The organism is Enterocloster clostridioformis, from assembly GCF_020297485.1.
Lineage (GTDB): Bacteria > Bacillota > Clostridia > Lachnospirales > Lachnospiraceae > Enterocloster > Enterocloster clostridioformis.
Genome location: NZ_JAIWZC010000001.1, coordinates 2990522 through 3004381 on the forward strand (window position 1 = coordinate 2990522; position 13860 = coordinate 3004381).

The 13860-nt window shown below is 47.1% G+C and carries 14 protein-coding genes and 4 pseudogenes; 3 read left to right on the forward strand and 15 right to left on the reverse strand.

What is annotated here, in order from left to right; translation table 11 throughout:
* Positions 1-103: 103 nt before the first annotated feature.
* The 11 genes and pseudogenes from LA360_RS15160 to LA360_RS15210 all read right to left on the reverse strand — a co-directional run.
* The gene (locus LA360_RS15160) at positions 104-604 is read right to left on the reverse strand and encodes a flavodoxin (RefSeq protein WP_112482150.1); all 501 of its coding nucleotides are present in this window, start codon (positions 602-604) and stop codon (positions 104-106) included.
* The gene (locus LA360_RS15165) at positions 604-1713 is read right to left on the reverse strand and encodes an aldo/keto reductase (protein WP_112482151.1); all 1110 of its coding nucleotides are present in this window, start codon (positions 1711-1713) and stop codon (positions 604-606) included. Before LA360_RS15165 ends, LA360_RS15160 begins: the two co-directional genes overlap by 1 nt.
* 13 nt (positions 1714-1726) lie before the next feature.
* Complete coding sequence (locus tag LA360_RS15170) at positions 1727-2836, reverse strand: aldo/keto reductase (protein ID WP_112482153.1); 1110 nt, start codon at positions 2834-2836, stop codon at positions 1727-1729.
* A gap of 13 nt (positions 2837-2849) precedes the next feature.
* Entirely contained in the window at positions 2850-3242 is a 393-nt protein-coding gene (locus tag LA360_RS15175; protein ID WP_112482155.1) for a MerR family transcriptional regulator, read from the reverse strand.
* A gap of 355 nt (positions 3243-3597) precedes the next feature.
* Positions 3598-3864 carry a hypothetical protein gene (locus LA360_RS15180; RefSeq protein WP_112482156.1) on the reverse strand — a complete coding sequence of 89 codons (267 nt, stop codon included), beginning with the start codon at positions 3862-3864 and terminating at the stop codon, positions 3598-3600.
* A 76-nt stretch (positions 3865-3940) separates the two neighbouring features.
* Positions 3941-4090 (reverse strand): annotated as a pseudogene (locus LA360_RS15185) (RNA polymerase subunit sigma-70); the annotation flags it as partial.
* A 97-nt stretch (positions 4091-4187) separates the two neighbouring features.
* Entirely contained in the window at positions 4188-4466 is a 279-nt protein-coding gene (locus LA360_RS15190; RefSeq protein WP_146774945.1) for a hypothetical protein, read from the reverse strand.
* A gap of 153 nt (positions 4467-4619) precedes the next feature.
* Positions 4620-4859, reverse strand: coding sequence for a cysteine-rich KTR domain-containing protein (locus LA360_RS15195; RefSeq protein WP_465245346.1), 240 nt, complete (start codon positions 4857-4859; stop codon positions 4620-4622).
* Positions 4860-4910: 51 nt separating this feature from the next.
* Complete coding sequence (locus tag LA360_RS15200) at positions 4911-5297, reverse strand: transposase (protein WP_112482162.1); 387 nt, start codon at positions 5295-5297, stop codon at positions 4911-4913.
* Positions 5298-5452: 155 nt separating this feature from the next.
* Complete coding sequence (locus LA360_RS15205; RefSeq protein ID WP_112482164.1) at positions 5453-5947, reverse strand: helix-turn-helix domain-containing protein; 495 nt, start codon at positions 5945-5947, stop codon at positions 5453-5455.
* 315 nt (positions 5948-6262) lie between these two features.
* A pseudogene (locus tag LA360_RS15210) lies at positions 6263-6955 on the reverse strand (PDDEXK nuclease domain-containing protein); the annotation flags it as partial.
* 215 nt (positions 6956-7170) lie between these two features.
* On the opposite strand from LA360_RS15210, the gene tnpA (LA360_RS31920) reads away from it, so the two are divergent.
* Both tnpA (LA360_RS31920) and LA360_RS15215 read left to right on the forward strand, forming a co-directional pair.
* A complete protein-coding gene (tnpA, locus tag LA360_RS31920; protein ID WP_416822204.1) occupies positions 7171-7332 on the forward strand; it encodes an IS66 family insertion sequence element accessory protein TnpA in 162 nt (53 codons plus the stop codon).
* 710 nt (positions 7333-8042) lie between these two features.
* A complete protein-coding gene (locus LA360_RS15215; protein WP_112482166.1) occupies positions 8043-9080 on the forward strand; it encodes a DDE-type integrase/transposase/recombinase in 1038 nt (345 codons plus the stop codon).
* Positions 9081-9320: 240 nt separating this feature from the next.
* Here the strand turns inward: LA360_RS15215 and tnpC are convergent.
* Positions 9321-10055 (reverse strand): annotated as a pseudogene (gene tnpC / locus LA360_RS15220) (IS66 family transposase); the annotation flags it as partial.
* 155 nt (positions 10056-10210) lie between these two features.
* On the opposite strand from tnpC, the gene LA360_RS15225 reads away from it, so the two are divergent.
* Positions 10211-11761, forward strand: coding sequence for an IS1634 family transposase (locus LA360_RS15225; RefSeq protein ID WP_112482168.1), 1551 nt, complete (start codon positions 10211-10213; stop codon positions 11759-11761).
* A gap of 8 nt (positions 11762-11769) precedes the next feature.
* On the opposite strand, the pseudogene LA360_RS15230 reads toward LA360_RS15225, so the two are convergent.
* From LA360_RS15230 to tnpA (LA360_RS15240), 3 genes and pseudogenes are all read right to left on the reverse strand, one after another.
* Positions 11770-12711 (reverse strand): annotated as a pseudogene (locus tag LA360_RS15230) (IS66 family transposase); the annotation flags it as partial.
* Between the two features lie 147 nt (positions 12712-12858).
* Complete coding sequence (gene tnpB / locus LA360_RS15235) at positions 12859-13212, reverse strand: IS66 family insertion sequence element accessory protein TnpB (protein WP_112481961.1); 354 nt, start codon at positions 13210-13212, stop codon at positions 12859-12861.
* Positions 13205-13576 carry an IS66 family insertion sequence element accessory protein TnpA gene (gene tnpA / locus LA360_RS15240; RefSeq protein WP_065549657.1) on the reverse strand — a complete coding sequence of 124 codons (372 nt, stop codon included), beginning with the start codon at positions 13574-13576 and terminating at the stop codon, positions 13205-13207. Before tnpA (LA360_RS15240) ends, tnpB begins: the two co-directional genes overlap by 8 nt.
* Between the last annotated feature and the right edge of the window lie 284 nt (positions 13577-13860).

Sequence of the window (13860 nt, forward strand, 5' to 3'; positions counted from 1 at the left end):
TGTTTACCGCCGCCAGTACGCGGGTCTGTCCAATAAGTGTGACGGTTCCTGGCGATTTTCGCCCGGCAGGACTCCAGATAACTCGCCCTTTGCGCCTCGTCCATTACACCCACTTTTCCACCGCGGCCTTCGCGCCGTCCACACTGCTGCCGTGGATTGCCAAGCCCTTTTCGACCTTCGCGCCCTTGCAGGTCTGCTGGATTTTCCGCTCGGTGCCAGCCAGGCCGCTGCCCTCATGGGTGCAGAAGGGGTGGATGGTCTTGCCCGTCCAGTCGAAAGCCTCCAGGAAGGTATAGACCGCCATAGGCATATCGCCCCAGTAGTTGGGATAGCCCAGGTAAATTTCATCATACCCGTCCAGACTGCCCAGCGTCCGCGCCAGCTCCGGGCGGGCCTTGGCCTGCAAGTCCTTTTTCGCCTGCTCGATGCAGGTATCGTAATCGGCGGCATAGGGTTCGGCCTGTTCGATCTTGAACAGTTCCGCACCGGTAGCGGCAGCAATCATGTTTGCCGCCTTTTCTGTGTTGCCCACCTCAATATAACGGTAGGCTCCGCCAAAATAGTTTTCATCTGCTCTTGAATAAAAGACAACCAGTTTTGCCATTACCTGACACCTCCCGCAGTACCGAAATATTTTGCAATCTCATCCATCCGCTCACCCTGCTTTGCATGGAATGGGCAGCGTTTGTCACAATGGCCGCAGTGGATACAGTCATCCGCATGGAGTTCCAGTTTGCGGTAGTGATCTGCCGCCAGCGAATCGCCAATCTTTGCGAGGTCATAGTATTTGTTGATAAGGGCAATGTCCAGCCCTTTGGGACAAGGGTGACAGTGGGAGCAATAAACGCATTTACCTTCAGCCTCCGCCGGGGCAAAGCTGCCGAGGGCGGAATAATCCCGCTCCTCCGGGGCGGCGTCCAGATAGGCCAAGGCCCGGTCCAGATCGGAGCGGCTTCTGTATCCGGGCAGCACATTCAGCACTCCCGGTTTATCCAGGGCATATTGAATACACTGAATTTCGGTTAGGGCCCGCTTAAATGGAGAAAGCGCACCGCACAGCAGTTGACCGCCTCCGAAGGGCTTCATAACCGTGATGCCCACCTGTTCTTTTTGGCACCGCTGATAGAGCTTCAGCCGCTCGTCCACGCCGCCGATGGCATAGTCGCCATGGCGGTAATCGTAGGCGGGATTAATGCTGAACATCACCACGTCCAACACCCCCATGTCCAGCAAACGATTGACGATCTCCGGGGTGTGGGAGGACAGCCCAATGTGCCGGGCCACCCCTTGCGCTTTCAGATTTTGGATGTGTTCCAGTGCGCCGGAATTGATATAATTTTTTAAATCGGAAAGTTCGTCTATGCAGTGGATAAAGCCGAAATCAATATAATCTGTGTTCAGTTTATCCAAAAGCCAGTCCATGCCCCGCTTGATACGGTTCAGATCTGTTGTCCAGCCGTACTTCCCGGAGGAATAGTCCGCACCAAAGTGCATCTGCAGATACACCCAATTCCGGTTCCCGGCAAACGCGGTGCGGTAGTAGTCAAACGCCACCGCCTCGGGGACAGCCATATCAAAATAGTTGATACCATGTTCCATTGCGGCGGTGATGGTATCGACACCCTCTTTTTCACCGGCTTGATGAATACTGGAGCCTCCAAAGCCTAAGACACTGATTTGCTCAGTTCCTTTCGGCAGTCTGCGATATTCCATGGCCGCGCCCTCCTTAATTTTTCTCAAATTCCTTCGCCACGTCTACCAGCAGGTCACGGATGTGCAGATGCTGGGGACAGGCTTTCTCGCACTTGCCGCACTTGATGCAGTCGCTGGCCTTGCCGCCCTGCCTGGTGTGGACCTCGTTGTAGTAATAATCGGCGTTCCAGTCGTGGTAGATCATTTTCGTATTCATTACCGCGAACAGATCGGGGATAGAAATTTTTTGCGGGCATCCTTCCACACAATACCGGCAGGCGGTGCAGGGGATCAGGTTCATGGAGCGGAAAATCTCCTGCACCTTGCCCACAGCTTCCAGTTCCTTCTTGTTCAAGGGCTGGAAATCCCGCATATAGCTGATGTTATCCTCCATCTGCTCCAGGCTGCTCATACCGGAGAGGACCATCATGATCCCTTCAAACCCGGCAGCAAAGCGGATGGCGTAGCTGGCGGGGCTGGCGCTGCCCAGTTCCCTGAAAACCTCCATGGCTTTCTCCGGGAGGCTAACCAGATTGCCGCCCTTCACCGGCTCCATGACGATCACCGGCTTGCCAAATTTCCGGCAGACTTCGTAACACTTGCGGCTCTCTACGGCGGGATCGTCATAATCCACATAGTTGAACTGGATCTGCACGACTTCGATCTGCGGGTACTCGGTCAAAATCTGCTCCAGTACCTTGGCCCGATCGTGGAAGGAAATGCCGAAATGCCGGATTTTCCCCTCTGCTTTCAGTTCCAAAGCTGTTTCATAGGCGCGGCACTTTTTGAAAAAAGCGAAATTCTCCACCCCCTGGGCGTGCATCAGGTAGAAGTCGAAGTAGTCCACGCCACAGTCCCGCAGCTGCTCCTCAAACAGGGGCCGGATGTCCGCCTCGCTTTTGAACAGATAACCGGAGAGCTTGGTAGTCAGGATATAGCGGTCACGGGGATAGCGGCTTGTCAGGCACTCCCGCAGGGCCGGCTCGCTCTTTCCGTTTAAGTAGCCGTGGGCGGTATCGAAGTAGTTGAACCCTGCCTCCAGAAAGGCATCTACCATTTGGCAGGTTTGGGGAATATCCACTTCGCCGTCTTTCATAGGCAGACGCATAGCCCCAAAGCCAAAATTCTTTTTGATCTGTTCCATATCAGTTTTCCTCCTAGTTCCAATTTAGCGTCCCCGTTTTCAGGGCGCTTTGATAGACTGAGATTTTGTGGTCCAGGCGGCCGAGAGCCGCGCTGGTCTGCCGCTGCTGCTCCAGCAGGACCTCCCGCTGCTTCTCCAGAAGAGACAGACGGTCGGGGATCGTGCCGCTGCCGAGCTGCGTAAGACGCACATACTCCGCGATAACCTCTACCGGAAGCCCTGCGCTTCTCATACACAGCGTCAGTTCCACCCAGCGCAGGTCTTCGTCCTGGTAGTCGCGGGTTCCTCCGGCTGTGCGGGAGACGGCCGGGATCATCCCAGCCCGTTCGTAGTAGCGGAGGACGTCTGCGGAGATTCCGAATTTTTTGCTGACATCCCTGATTGTCGTAGTGGTCGCCTCCTTAATGTGCTGATAAAGCTATTATAATATTTGAAGTTCACTTCAAGTCAAGAGGGAAATGTAAATCAGAAAAAATTTCTGCCGTTTCAATATCCTATAGCAAAACAAATGGGCATAAATAAAAGGCAGACGCGCAATTTTGAATGTAGCGCATCTGCTTTCTACCCGATTAGCCCAATAGTTTATTGATTACTGTTTTTTATCATCACGGCTAAGCCTGCAATAGAGAGCTGTAATCTTTTTTGACTGTCTATTCAAAATAAACTCCTTTCCGACAGCCGGATATGATTTTTGTAGTGATTCCATTTTACCATATCTGCCGCCTTGCTTCAACGCTTTAAAGTGAGAATTTGAAACATTTTTACACTTCTGTGCTTAATATCCGATTGACTTTGGTAATCATATCTTCTCTTTGTCCCCTATCGAAGTGGGAACAGACAACATAATAAATACCATCCACCTCCTTTACAAAATCTAAATTTTTTGGTTTTGAGATTTGTTTAAAAAAAGCAAGACGTTCTTCTTTTGGCAATTCGGCAAGCATATCGTAAATATTGTCGATTGCTTTTCGGATAGCGGCATCTTCTGTAAAATCCTCTCTGGTTGTTTTGTCTATATAACTGTTCATCTGCAATAATCCTCCTCTAAAGAATAGGGCGAGAAAAATATCCCTCACCCTATAGCCTGTGGGAAAGCTGATTTTCAAACCGTCTGTTGGAATTAAAATCTGCCCTGTCATCCATACGGATCTGTTCAATAGTATTTTCATCAACTCCATGTTCACGCAATACTTTTTCTTCCCTTTCTTTCCAGATATGCCATTTTCTATCTTCACGTTCATGATTATATGCCATTCTTTTTTCCTCCAATTTGAATTGAGCAGGCTTCAGCCTGCGATACTTCTTGCCCATTAGGTCGAGAAGATTGCTGTTTAACAGGTGTATAACTAATTCAAATTGGCAGGCGTTGAACGGCATCCAACCTTAGAAGCGCCTTACAGCGTATTTCTACAAAAAACGACAAAAGAAAATCCGCAAGGGCTGTAAAGCCTTTACGGATTTGAGATTTTCTATTTCTGTTATATGGAGATTCTACTTCTACATACAAGGTGCAGAATCCATTTGTGATGGCAAAGATTTTTTCAACTGGCAATCCGCCAATCTTTGAAAATATATTATATGGACAGCCGCCTTTCAAAAGCGTCTGCATTGCTGTTTTTAAAAAGCACATAAAAGAACACCCTCTGACTGGAAAACAGATTTTGAAGGGGTTCGTTATTATCTGGGCATAGAAAAATCGCCGTCAAAATTACCGTTTTTTTATTTGACGGACTTGCCGCTATTGTTCTTATAAAAGGAAAGAGCCAATGCTCTGTGAATTTCCTCACAAAATCATTGGCTCTGTGTCTTTGCATCTGGCTCTGTAATGATGGTTATTTGGTAAGTAATTTTTTGCCTTAATCAAACTTTCCCGCCTGCACTTCGGACCGTATAGGGGATAATTTATCAGAACAGTATCGCCCCTAATCCTGTTGCGTGTCTTGCCGCCGCAGAGCGGGCATAATATCCATTCTATCTCATTCATAATAATCACTCTAATTTTTCTTTTAACGCCGCAATCCATTGTTCGATTGCCTGTACCAAAAAAACTGCTGCTGTAAAACTGCCATACCAGTTACCGGAATATCTGGTGCATCCAGGAACTGTGTTTCGGAGTATAGACAAAGCGGATCCGGTGGGAAGGGTCATGCAGGAAATCCGCCCGGCTTTCCATACTTTTAAGGATCCCTGTTTTCCCTTTTTTGCCCAGTTCCACGCCAAGGGCACAGGCTTCTGCCACAAAGCGGACAAGGGCTTCCGACTTATGGGTGTTTAGGCCATCGCATATAAATGTCCATGGGGCTTGCGGGTCTGTCCCTGCCAATGCTTTCACGGCTTCCACAAAATCCGCTTCTGTGCGTGTGGAGTTTAAATACGGCATTTCCATACGGCCCGTTGCAACATCAAAGAACCCGATGAGCTTGTCAGGATATTTATGTTCCAGCGCTTGTACCCCGGTCATTTCATCCGTGGAAACAATGTGTGCACCTTCCCGGCTTTGTTCCTGGGCACTCTGGTACAGGCCGCAGATTTCGTTTACTTTCCGCGCAAAAGATTCCGGGGCTTCCGTCTTTTCCGAAGAATGAAGCCAGTAACGGATTCTGTGGGGATGTAAATCTACCTCATTTTTAAAAAACGGCTGACAGATTTCTCAGAAATCTGTTCAGCGATCCCCTGCTTTTTAATTTCTGCCACTAACAGCGGGAGGCTCCACTGGCTTACTTCGTACCCAAAATCATTTGGGCTGCTGCAAGCAAGGCCGATGATCCGCATGATCTGGTCCGGCGTAAAAACAGACGGGGCACCGGGGCGTTTTTTATCGGACAGGACTGCCCGTATCTCATCTTCAAGCTTTTCCGGGGCGTCCATTTCAATCCTCCGCAAGGCTGGGAGCGCCGCGAGGAACCGACTGCGCCAGGTGGCAACATTATTATAATGAAGCCCGACCTGTGGTGCAATATTCTGGTTGAGTTCCCCCTGTGACGCAAGCAGGACAATGCTGGCTCTTTTGACCAGTCCTGACGGAAGGGAGCGGCTTTTTGAAAAAGCAGATAATATGTTTTTCATGGCATCAGATAAAACCGGGATAGTATCAATTGTTTTCCTTCGCATAATAACCCATCCATTCTTTAGTGATAGAATTATTATGCACCGACTACAATAAAAAAGCAGCGTCTATTCATTATTATTTTGGCAATGCTGTACTAGTATAACTCGATTTTAATAAGTTTACATTATTATCCTGAAAACCAAGGGAAACGTGCGCCCAAAGCACGGACACGTAAGCCAAGAAATCAGATTACTACCAATGCTTAAATTGTAAGCTTATTTAAATCGAGTTATACTAGTCTATCAGCGGTGCTAAACCGTTTGCTTGAGTCATGGAGTTTTTTAAACTGTAAATTGGCTTACAATCCGTAAGCCAATTTATTCAGACAACTCGCTTTCTATTTCTTCAACTGTCGGCAAGTTGCTTTTAAATTCCTCACGAAGCACCTTTGTTAATTCATATTCTGCAATTCCGATTGGCTGTGAAATATCATCAAGGGCATATTCCGCAACAACATCATCTTTATCTTTACAGATAAGTATACCTATTGTTGGATTGTCCTGTTCCGTTTTAATCTGTTTATTAACGGCGGTTACATAAAAGTTTAATTTGCCTGCAAACTCTGGCTTGAATTTCTCTGTTTTTAACTCCACGACAACATAGCAATGGAGGCGGACATGGTAAAAAAGTAAATCCATATCTTTCTCATCATATTTTTCTCTCAAAGTCAGAAAGTCAAAATTGTATGGATCTTTCAATGTCTGTTCAGCCAAATCAGATTGTGGCTCTGGTAATTTTAGTTGAAAATTGGTAATAGCTTTGCCCTGTCTGTCATACAGACCGCCATCAATCTGATGCTCTAAAACAGTTCTGCTCCAACCATTATCCATCGTTTTCTGCACATAAAATAACGCTTCCGAAATATCTTTGCATTTATACATAATCCTTTGGTTATGTCCCCACGGAATCCCTTTTACCATTTTTTCAATCAGTTCCATTTGGCTTACAGCCTGTAAGCCATTTTCATCAGAGTTGTAAAACCTGTACCAATAACGTATGCTTTTTAAGTTTTGTACCAAAGATTTCATTGTAGATTCCTCCAGTATATTTAATTATTCCTACAAATTCATCATATCCAACCGTCATTACAAATACTTATAGATGCCCAAAGGGACACTTCCTTATGTGAAGTGTCTTGGTGTCTTTTTTTATGTTACCATTTGTAAGTAGGTAATAATCAGTATCTGCAAATTTCCATCCACATTTGATAAGATAAGTTCAAATGATGGAGGTGATACCAATAAATACGAATGACAATGCAGTCTCAAAGGCTGACCTTTGGGCAGACCGGTTCCATGCTTTTCAGGAAAGCGGTTTATCCCGCAAAGAATGGTGTCAGCAGAATGGAATCCCACAGCCTACACTGGGTTACTGGGTGAGCGCTTAATTATTGGGTAGCTATACATTCCTTACTTTATCGCTCATAATGATAGCAAATAGATTTTTACTCCACTTCCTTGATAGGAAAGTTGAAATTCACTACAATTGGAGGTTTCACTATGAGCAGTAAACGTACTCCAGGGCGCTCTCTGGATGAATGGATGGAACTGGTAACAGAATGCAGGCAGAGTGGACTGACGGATGCTGCGTGATGTATCGAACACGGGATTTCTCCCAGCTGTTTTTACAATGCAGTTACCCGTCTTCGCAAAAAAGCCTGTCAAATACCAGAACCTCGGAATACTCAGAGGCAGTGCTCTTGCTGATTCTATCTGTTATTGATCTCTTGATTTGACCGAAGTCTGCTCTACTTGCCTGTCTGGGATTTGACCTGTATAATGGCGGTAACATTATACAGAAAGAAAAAAGTCCCAGGGAACCTCTCCTGCAAGGAGGATTCTGATATTACTTCCGGATTAACGGGTACCTGAAATCCATTGGGTACCGATTCCTGGGATTCAGTGAGGAACTGCTGAATACCCGGCTGTCTCTGCTCGAATATTTACGCTTATCAAACGACAGATGGCTGGAAGCCATTCTCCGTATGATATATAACTCGGGAGGGGGGGCTTCCTGAGGATGATACCCTTGCACCTGCTTTGTTTTTACTGTCATTTTTGCATGGTGTATCCTTAGCTCAAGGAGGTGCATAAAGCCATGCGGACAACAGTAAAAGACGTAAACTGGCAGGACCAGCAGGCTTTGATCCGTTATACACTGATCGCACCCTTGCTGGATGAAACACTGGATCCTGCCAAACGCAGCAGCCTGCGCCGTAAGATTGCTGAAGAATCCCGGGTTTCAGAAAGAAGCCTGTATCGTTATGTTGCGGCATACCATGAAAAAGGGGTTGCCGGGTTAAAACCGGTCGCCGGTGAACGGAGTCTTTCCAAAAAGCTCCCGGAGAACTACCTCAGGATCGTGGAACAGGCAATACAGCTAAAAAAGGAAGTTCCAAGGCGTTCCGTAGAACAGATCATTTTCATCCTTGAGCAGGAAAACTGGGCAGAACCCGGGGTACTGAAACGCTCTACGCTTGGGCGCTGCCTTTACCGCGCCGGATTTGGTGTGAAACAGATGCAGATGTGTCAGGATGCACGCGGAAGTTCATCCAAACGCTTCTGTAAGCCCCACCGGATGATGCTGCTGCAGGGAGACATTAAATATGGCTGCAAGCTGCCAATCGGTAAAAACGGTGCCATGGTACAGACGTATCTGTCTTCTGCCATTGATGACCATTCCCGGTACGTTATCCAGTCACAGTTTTATGATAACCAGGAAGAAAGCATCGTGGAGGATACCTTCCGTAAGGTGATCCTGAAAGCCGGGAAATTTGACACAGCATATTTCGACAATGGCTCCCAGTATGTCGCAAAGCAGTTAAAGCTGTCACTTGCAAAGCTTGGCATAACTGTCCGCCATGCGCCCGCAAGAAGCGGAAAATCCAAAGGGAAAATGGAAAAATTCCATCAGGTGGCGGACGCTTTCCTGCGGGAAGTAAAAATCCATAAGGTCAAGACACTGGAGGAGTTAAACAGCTACTGGGGCATGTATCTTGAAGAATACTATCACAAGGCAGATATCGAACTCGCAATGGAAGACATAACCGACGAACTTAAGCTTCTCCAAGAGCATTTGAATACATGCAGTGGCAGGCTACCTGAGCAGGTTAAGGTCAAACTTAGAGGTCATTAACAGCAAAGAAAGAGAATAATCAAAGGATAGATCATTCTATTTGGAGCCAAGATATAACATCATGGCTCCCGTCATCGGATGGCTGGCTCTCGATAACGGATCCTGTGGCTCTATCACATGAGATTGGGTGGCTCCTCCACCGCAGAATATTCACCGCTTTGCGGCCTGTGTTATTTCAGGTACGCACTATGGTGCGTTTACAAGAAATCCCCCAGCACTTACCGGGGGAAGATCTGTCTTTTACTTTTTAAGTTTGCTGCGGCAATCATCAGGCAGATTGGAGGACCATGGGAGAAGCTCCAGCATTTCTTCCTTTGCCGGAAACGCACCGAGTTCTTTCATCTTTTCCATCACATATGTGAGATAGTTGTATGGCTTCAGTCCATTCAGAAGCGCAGTTTCTGTGATGCTGTACACAGTCGCACTGGCCTGTGCCCCGCGGATGCTTTTGGCAAACAGCCAGCTGCGTCTCCCTATGGCAAAATTTTTCAGTGCCCGCTCTGCAGCTAGATTGTCAATACTCAGATGGCCATCTTCCAGATACCTTTTCAGATAGGTTTCCTGGTTCAGCGTATACAGGACCGCCTCTCCGATCTTAGAAGATCTGTCCACAGCATCCTCCAGGGTATGAAGCCACTCAAAGAAAGCCTCTAAAAGCGGCTTTGCCTGCTTTTGACGCTCTTCATACCTTTCTTCCGGTGACTTGTCACGGATCATCTCTTCGATCTTATAGAACATCCCGATCCGTTCCATTGCCTGATATGCGGTTGTTTCCTTCAGCTGCTCTTTGGTAAAGTCCTTTTTCAAAACGGTCAGGGATTCATCAAATCTGCGCCTCGCATGGGCCATGCATCCTGTCACGGTGATCCTTTCCGGAAGGCTGTGGTATGCCTGGTATCCATCGCAGGTGAAATATCCCTGGTACTGATCCCCAAGGAATTCCACCGGATGATATCCCGCCCGGGTTCTTTCGTATCCTAATCTCCCGAAAAAATTATACACAACCAGCTCACTGATGTTGTGAATCCATTGAAAATACTAGGTTTTTAAGCATTCTCTCTTTACAAATATGTGTATAAATTATATAATACAAGAAGAAATATTATACACATATTTGAAGGAGCCGCGCCATGTCGTCATTGGTTTATGTCAAAAATCCAAATGGTAAAATCTATGTATATAGCAACGTTTCAGTTTATGATAAGGAAACCAAAAAGGTCAAACATATTCGCAAGAGCATCGGGCATCTGGATCCGGCAACAGGCGAAGTGGTTCCCAACCGCAGGAAAGGCGATATTGCCCGCAAAAAGGCTGAAACGAAAGAACCTGCTGGCCGCTGTGTTGTTGAAAACACCGGCATACAGTCCCTTTTGGATAAAGCTGTTTCAGACATAGGACTGACGGTACCGCTCACCGCAGTTTTTCCAGACGACTGGAAACGCATATTGACGTGCGCGTATTACCTTGTCAGCGAAGGCGGGGCATTATGTCATATTGAACAGTGGCAGCGGATGTATCCGCCACCATGCCGTTCTCTGCTTGCAAGCCGGCGGGTGAGTGAACTCCTTGTAAGGATCACGCCTGCGCTGCAGCAGAACTTTTTCAGCAGGTGGATTGATGTAAACCGCCAGAAAGATGTCTATGCAATGGACATCACCAGTGTATCCTCCTACAGCGAATTGATTGACTTTGTCCGTTGGGGATACAACCGTGATGGGGAAAAACTGCCCCAGATCAACCTCCTTATGCTCACCGGCGTCACTTCCCATATGCCGCTGTATTACAGGATTATTCCCGGCAGCATAAAGGATGTGAACACCCTGGAGGACAGCATAGCGAATATATCCGTTTTGGACAGTCCGACCTGTCATTTTGTCATGGATAAAGGCTTTTATAGTGAACCGAACCTTGACGCAATGTATGCCAGTCATAAGAAGTTCCTGGTCGGAGTGCCTTTTACGGTCGGTTTCGCTTGCAAGGCAGTAGAACGCTACAGGGATAGCATCCGTTCACATCACAATTACTGTGCAGTCTTTGGGGACGAACTGTACGCGGTCACGGAATCTTCCACGTGGAAAGGGCAACGATTCTATATCCACGTCTACCATGATAGTTTCAAGGCGGCGACAGACGAACGGAATTTTGACCATATCCTGCACTGCTGTTATGAAGAACTTATGGCTGGCAGACACGTAAAGGAGCATGCCTCGTATTACAATAAGTTTTTTCAGGTTCACAAAACACCTGTAAGGGGCATCAGGGTGGATTACAACGAGGAAGCCATCAGCAGGCATAAAAGGAACCATATCGGCTGGTTCGTGCTTGTAAGCAATCACATCAAGGATAAGACGAAAGCTCTTGAGGTGTATCGCGACAAGGATGCTGTTGAAAAATGTTTCGATGACCTCAAAAATGATCTTGACATGAAGCGTTTACGTATCCATTCGGCGGCAGCCATGGAAGGCAGGATTTTCATACAGTTTATAGCACTCCTGATCACAACCCGGTTAAAGCAGGTGATGAATGCGGCTGGATGGTTTAAAAATCATGACCTTCAAAAAGTAATAAGCGAAATGAAAACTGTCCGCAGTGTTAGTATAAATGGAACACGAAAAAAATACACCACTGAGCTTACCCCATTTCAAAAAGACATTTATGAGCTATATGGGTTGACCCCCTAAATATGTGTATAATTTGGACGGGATTTTAGGTCGTATTGGAAGAGGACCATCCGGGGTGCGCCGCTGTATTCATCAGTGAGATAGACCCACATCCAGTTCTGGGTGGAACCTTTCTGTTCCGGCTCATCGATTACCTGAACACGGGTTTCATCCCCATGAGCGTACCGGCTCCGGAGGAATTCTTCCTTCATCAGTTCATAAAGCGGCTGCAGATACCGGTCCGCACACTGGATGATCCAATTCGCCATGGTCTTTGTGGAAAGGTTCAGGCCGTAACGGGCGAATTCCCGTTCCTGACGCGCAAGGGGCATGCCGCCCACATACTTTGCGTTCATGATGCCTGCCGCCAGGGATGGTGTTGCCACACTGCCTTTGAGAAGGGAAGGCGCCTTTTCCGGACGTTTCATCGCCCCGCATTTCGGGCAGCTGTAAACATAGGCGGCCTCCTCCGCCACTTCAAACCGTGCAGGCACAAACTTCAGGCGCTTCACCGTCTCTTTTGTCACGACTTTATATTTGGTATTGCAGTCCGGACAGTTTCGGTCCGCGCCGGTCAGCTTATACTCAATTACTTCCGTTGTCTCAAAGGCGGAAAGATCTTCCTCCTTTTTGCCGGAACGTTTCTTTCTTTTATAGGAAGACGGATGGATCTCCTCCATTTCCGGCTCCGGCGCATCAGGCTCTGCTTCCTGCTCTGCCTCGTTAAAAAGGTTCAGCTGCGTATAGCCATCCGCATATTTTTCGCTGGATGGGCCAAACTGTTTCCGCTGCGCAAGAGTCAGACGGTCAGAAAGCATCGCGTTCAGGAATTCCAGTTCCCTTGTTTTTTCTTCGAGGATCTGGATCTTTGTTTCCTGTTTCTGATAATGCTCCCGCATGGTTTTCATCAGGGAGATGATATCCTCCCTGCTCATCTTGTTCAGTTGTTCCTCTGTAAAAAGCGGATCCATAACACAGCCTCAACTTTCTGAAATCTCTGCCAGAAAGTATACCAGAAAAAGCATTCCGTTCCTATAGGAAACTGCATTCCGGGACGGAGGAAAATCCGCCCAAAACAAAGTGATTTTCGGCTTTTTGCGAATTGACAGGATCCGGGCTCATATGACGATCTTCGGGTGACGTTCTTCAAATGCGCCGCTGGGGTTCAGGGATAAACCATCGCACAGCCAATGGATCTCTTTCAGCGTAACTTTCTGCAGTTCATCCGGTGTGTCAGGCCAATGGAAGGAATCGCGGTCCAGCCGTTTCATCAGGATCCAAAACCCTGACCCGTCCCACTGAAGGATCTTGAGCAATGTGCGCCTGCGATTGCAGAACGCGAACATACAGCGGGAGTACGGATCGAGATGGAATTTCAGTTTGATGATGGCCGCTAAACCAGTGCAGCTCTTCCGGAGGTCCGTGCAGCCACATGCCAGATAGACCGTAGTACTTCCGGAAAAATCAAGCATAGTTCTTTAAGGCCTGAAGCAGGGCAGTCAACAGTCTGGCTGGACAGTCCGCAGCAGCTTCAATCCGGATATTTTCCGGGAGACAGAGCATCACAGGAGGTTTTCCTGTACCTGCTGTACTGAAATGGAGTTCATGTTCCGAAGGGAGCTTTGCAAACACCGGATCAGAAGCACTTTCTGTCTCAGCTGCTTCTGACTGGAGCTTTCGGATCCAGTAACCCAGTGTAGACTGTGGGATTCCATTCTGCTGACACCATTCTTTGCGGGATAAACCGCTTTCCTGAAAAGCATGGAACCGGTCTGCCCAAAGGTCAGCCTTTGAGGTTACATTGTCATTCGTATTTATTGGTATCACCTCCATCATTTGAACTTATCTTATCAAATGTGGATGGAAATTTGCAGATACTGATTATTACCTACTTACTTAGAAAAAGATGAAATTTCCCGTTTAGTATTTGTAGTAGAATAAGTCATAAGGGATCCTCCGATTTTTGTTTAGTGGTTTTTTGCTTAGACACCATAATTCTACTACAAAGTCGGTAAGGATTCCTTATATTTTAGGCATTAAAAATAGTTGTGTATAACTAATTCTGTCAAATAGCAGGTATGTGGATAGAACTACGGTAACTTAAGAAGTATATACAGCCT

Bases quoted from the DNA above. Each gene is read 5' to 3' on its own strand.
- LA360_RS15190 (WP_146774945.1), bottom strand. From the start codon at position 4,466: ATGTGCTTTTTAAAAACAGCAATGCAGACGCTTTTGAAAGGCGGCTGT.
- LA360_RS15200 (WP_112482162.1), bottom strand. From the start codon at position 5,297: ATGACCGGGGTACAAGCGCTGGAACATAAATATCCTGACAAGCTCATC.
- LA360_RS15205 (WP_112482164.1), bottom strand. From the start codon at position 5,947: ATGCGAAGGAAAACAATTGATACTATCCCGGTTTTATCTGATGCCATG.
- tnpA (WP_065549657.1), bottom strand. From the start codon at position 13,576: ATGATGGAGGTGATACCAATAAATACGAATGACAATGTAACCTCAAAG.
- LA360_RS15225 (WP_112482168.1), top strand. From the start codon at position 10,211: ATGTCGTCATTGGTTTATGTCAAAAATCCAAATGGTAAAATCTATGTA.
- LA360_RS15160 (WP_112482150.1), bottom strand. From the start codon at position 604: ATGGCAAAACTGGTTGTCTTTTATTCAAGAGCAGATGAAAACTATTTT.
- LA360_RS15215 (WP_112482166.1), top strand. From the start codon at position 8,043: ATGCGGACAACAGTAAAAGACGTAAACTGGCAGGACCAGCAGGCTTTG.
- LA360_RS15165 (WP_112482151.1), bottom strand. From the start codon at position 1,713: ATGGAATATCGCAGACTGCCGAAAGGAACTGAGCAAATCAGTGTCTTA.
- LA360_RS15180 (WP_112482156.1), bottom strand. From the start codon at position 3,864: ATGAACAGTTATATAGACAAAACAACCAGAGAGGATTTTACAGAAGAT.
- tnpB (WP_112481961.1), bottom strand. From the start codon at position 13,212: ATGCTTGATTTTTCCGGAAGTACTACGGTCTATCTGGCATGTGGCTGC.
- LA360_RS15195 (WP_465245346.1), bottom strand. From the start codon at position 4,859: ATGGATTGCGGCGTTAAAAGAAAAATTAGAGTGATTATTATGAATGAG.
- tnpA (WP_416822204.1), top strand. From the start codon at position 7,171: ATGGAGGTGATACCAATAAATACGAATGACAATGCAGTCTCAAAGGCT.
- LA360_RS15170 (WP_112482153.1), bottom strand. From the start codon at position 2,836: ATGGAACAGATCAAAAAGAATTTTGGCTTTGGGGCTATGCGTCTGCCT.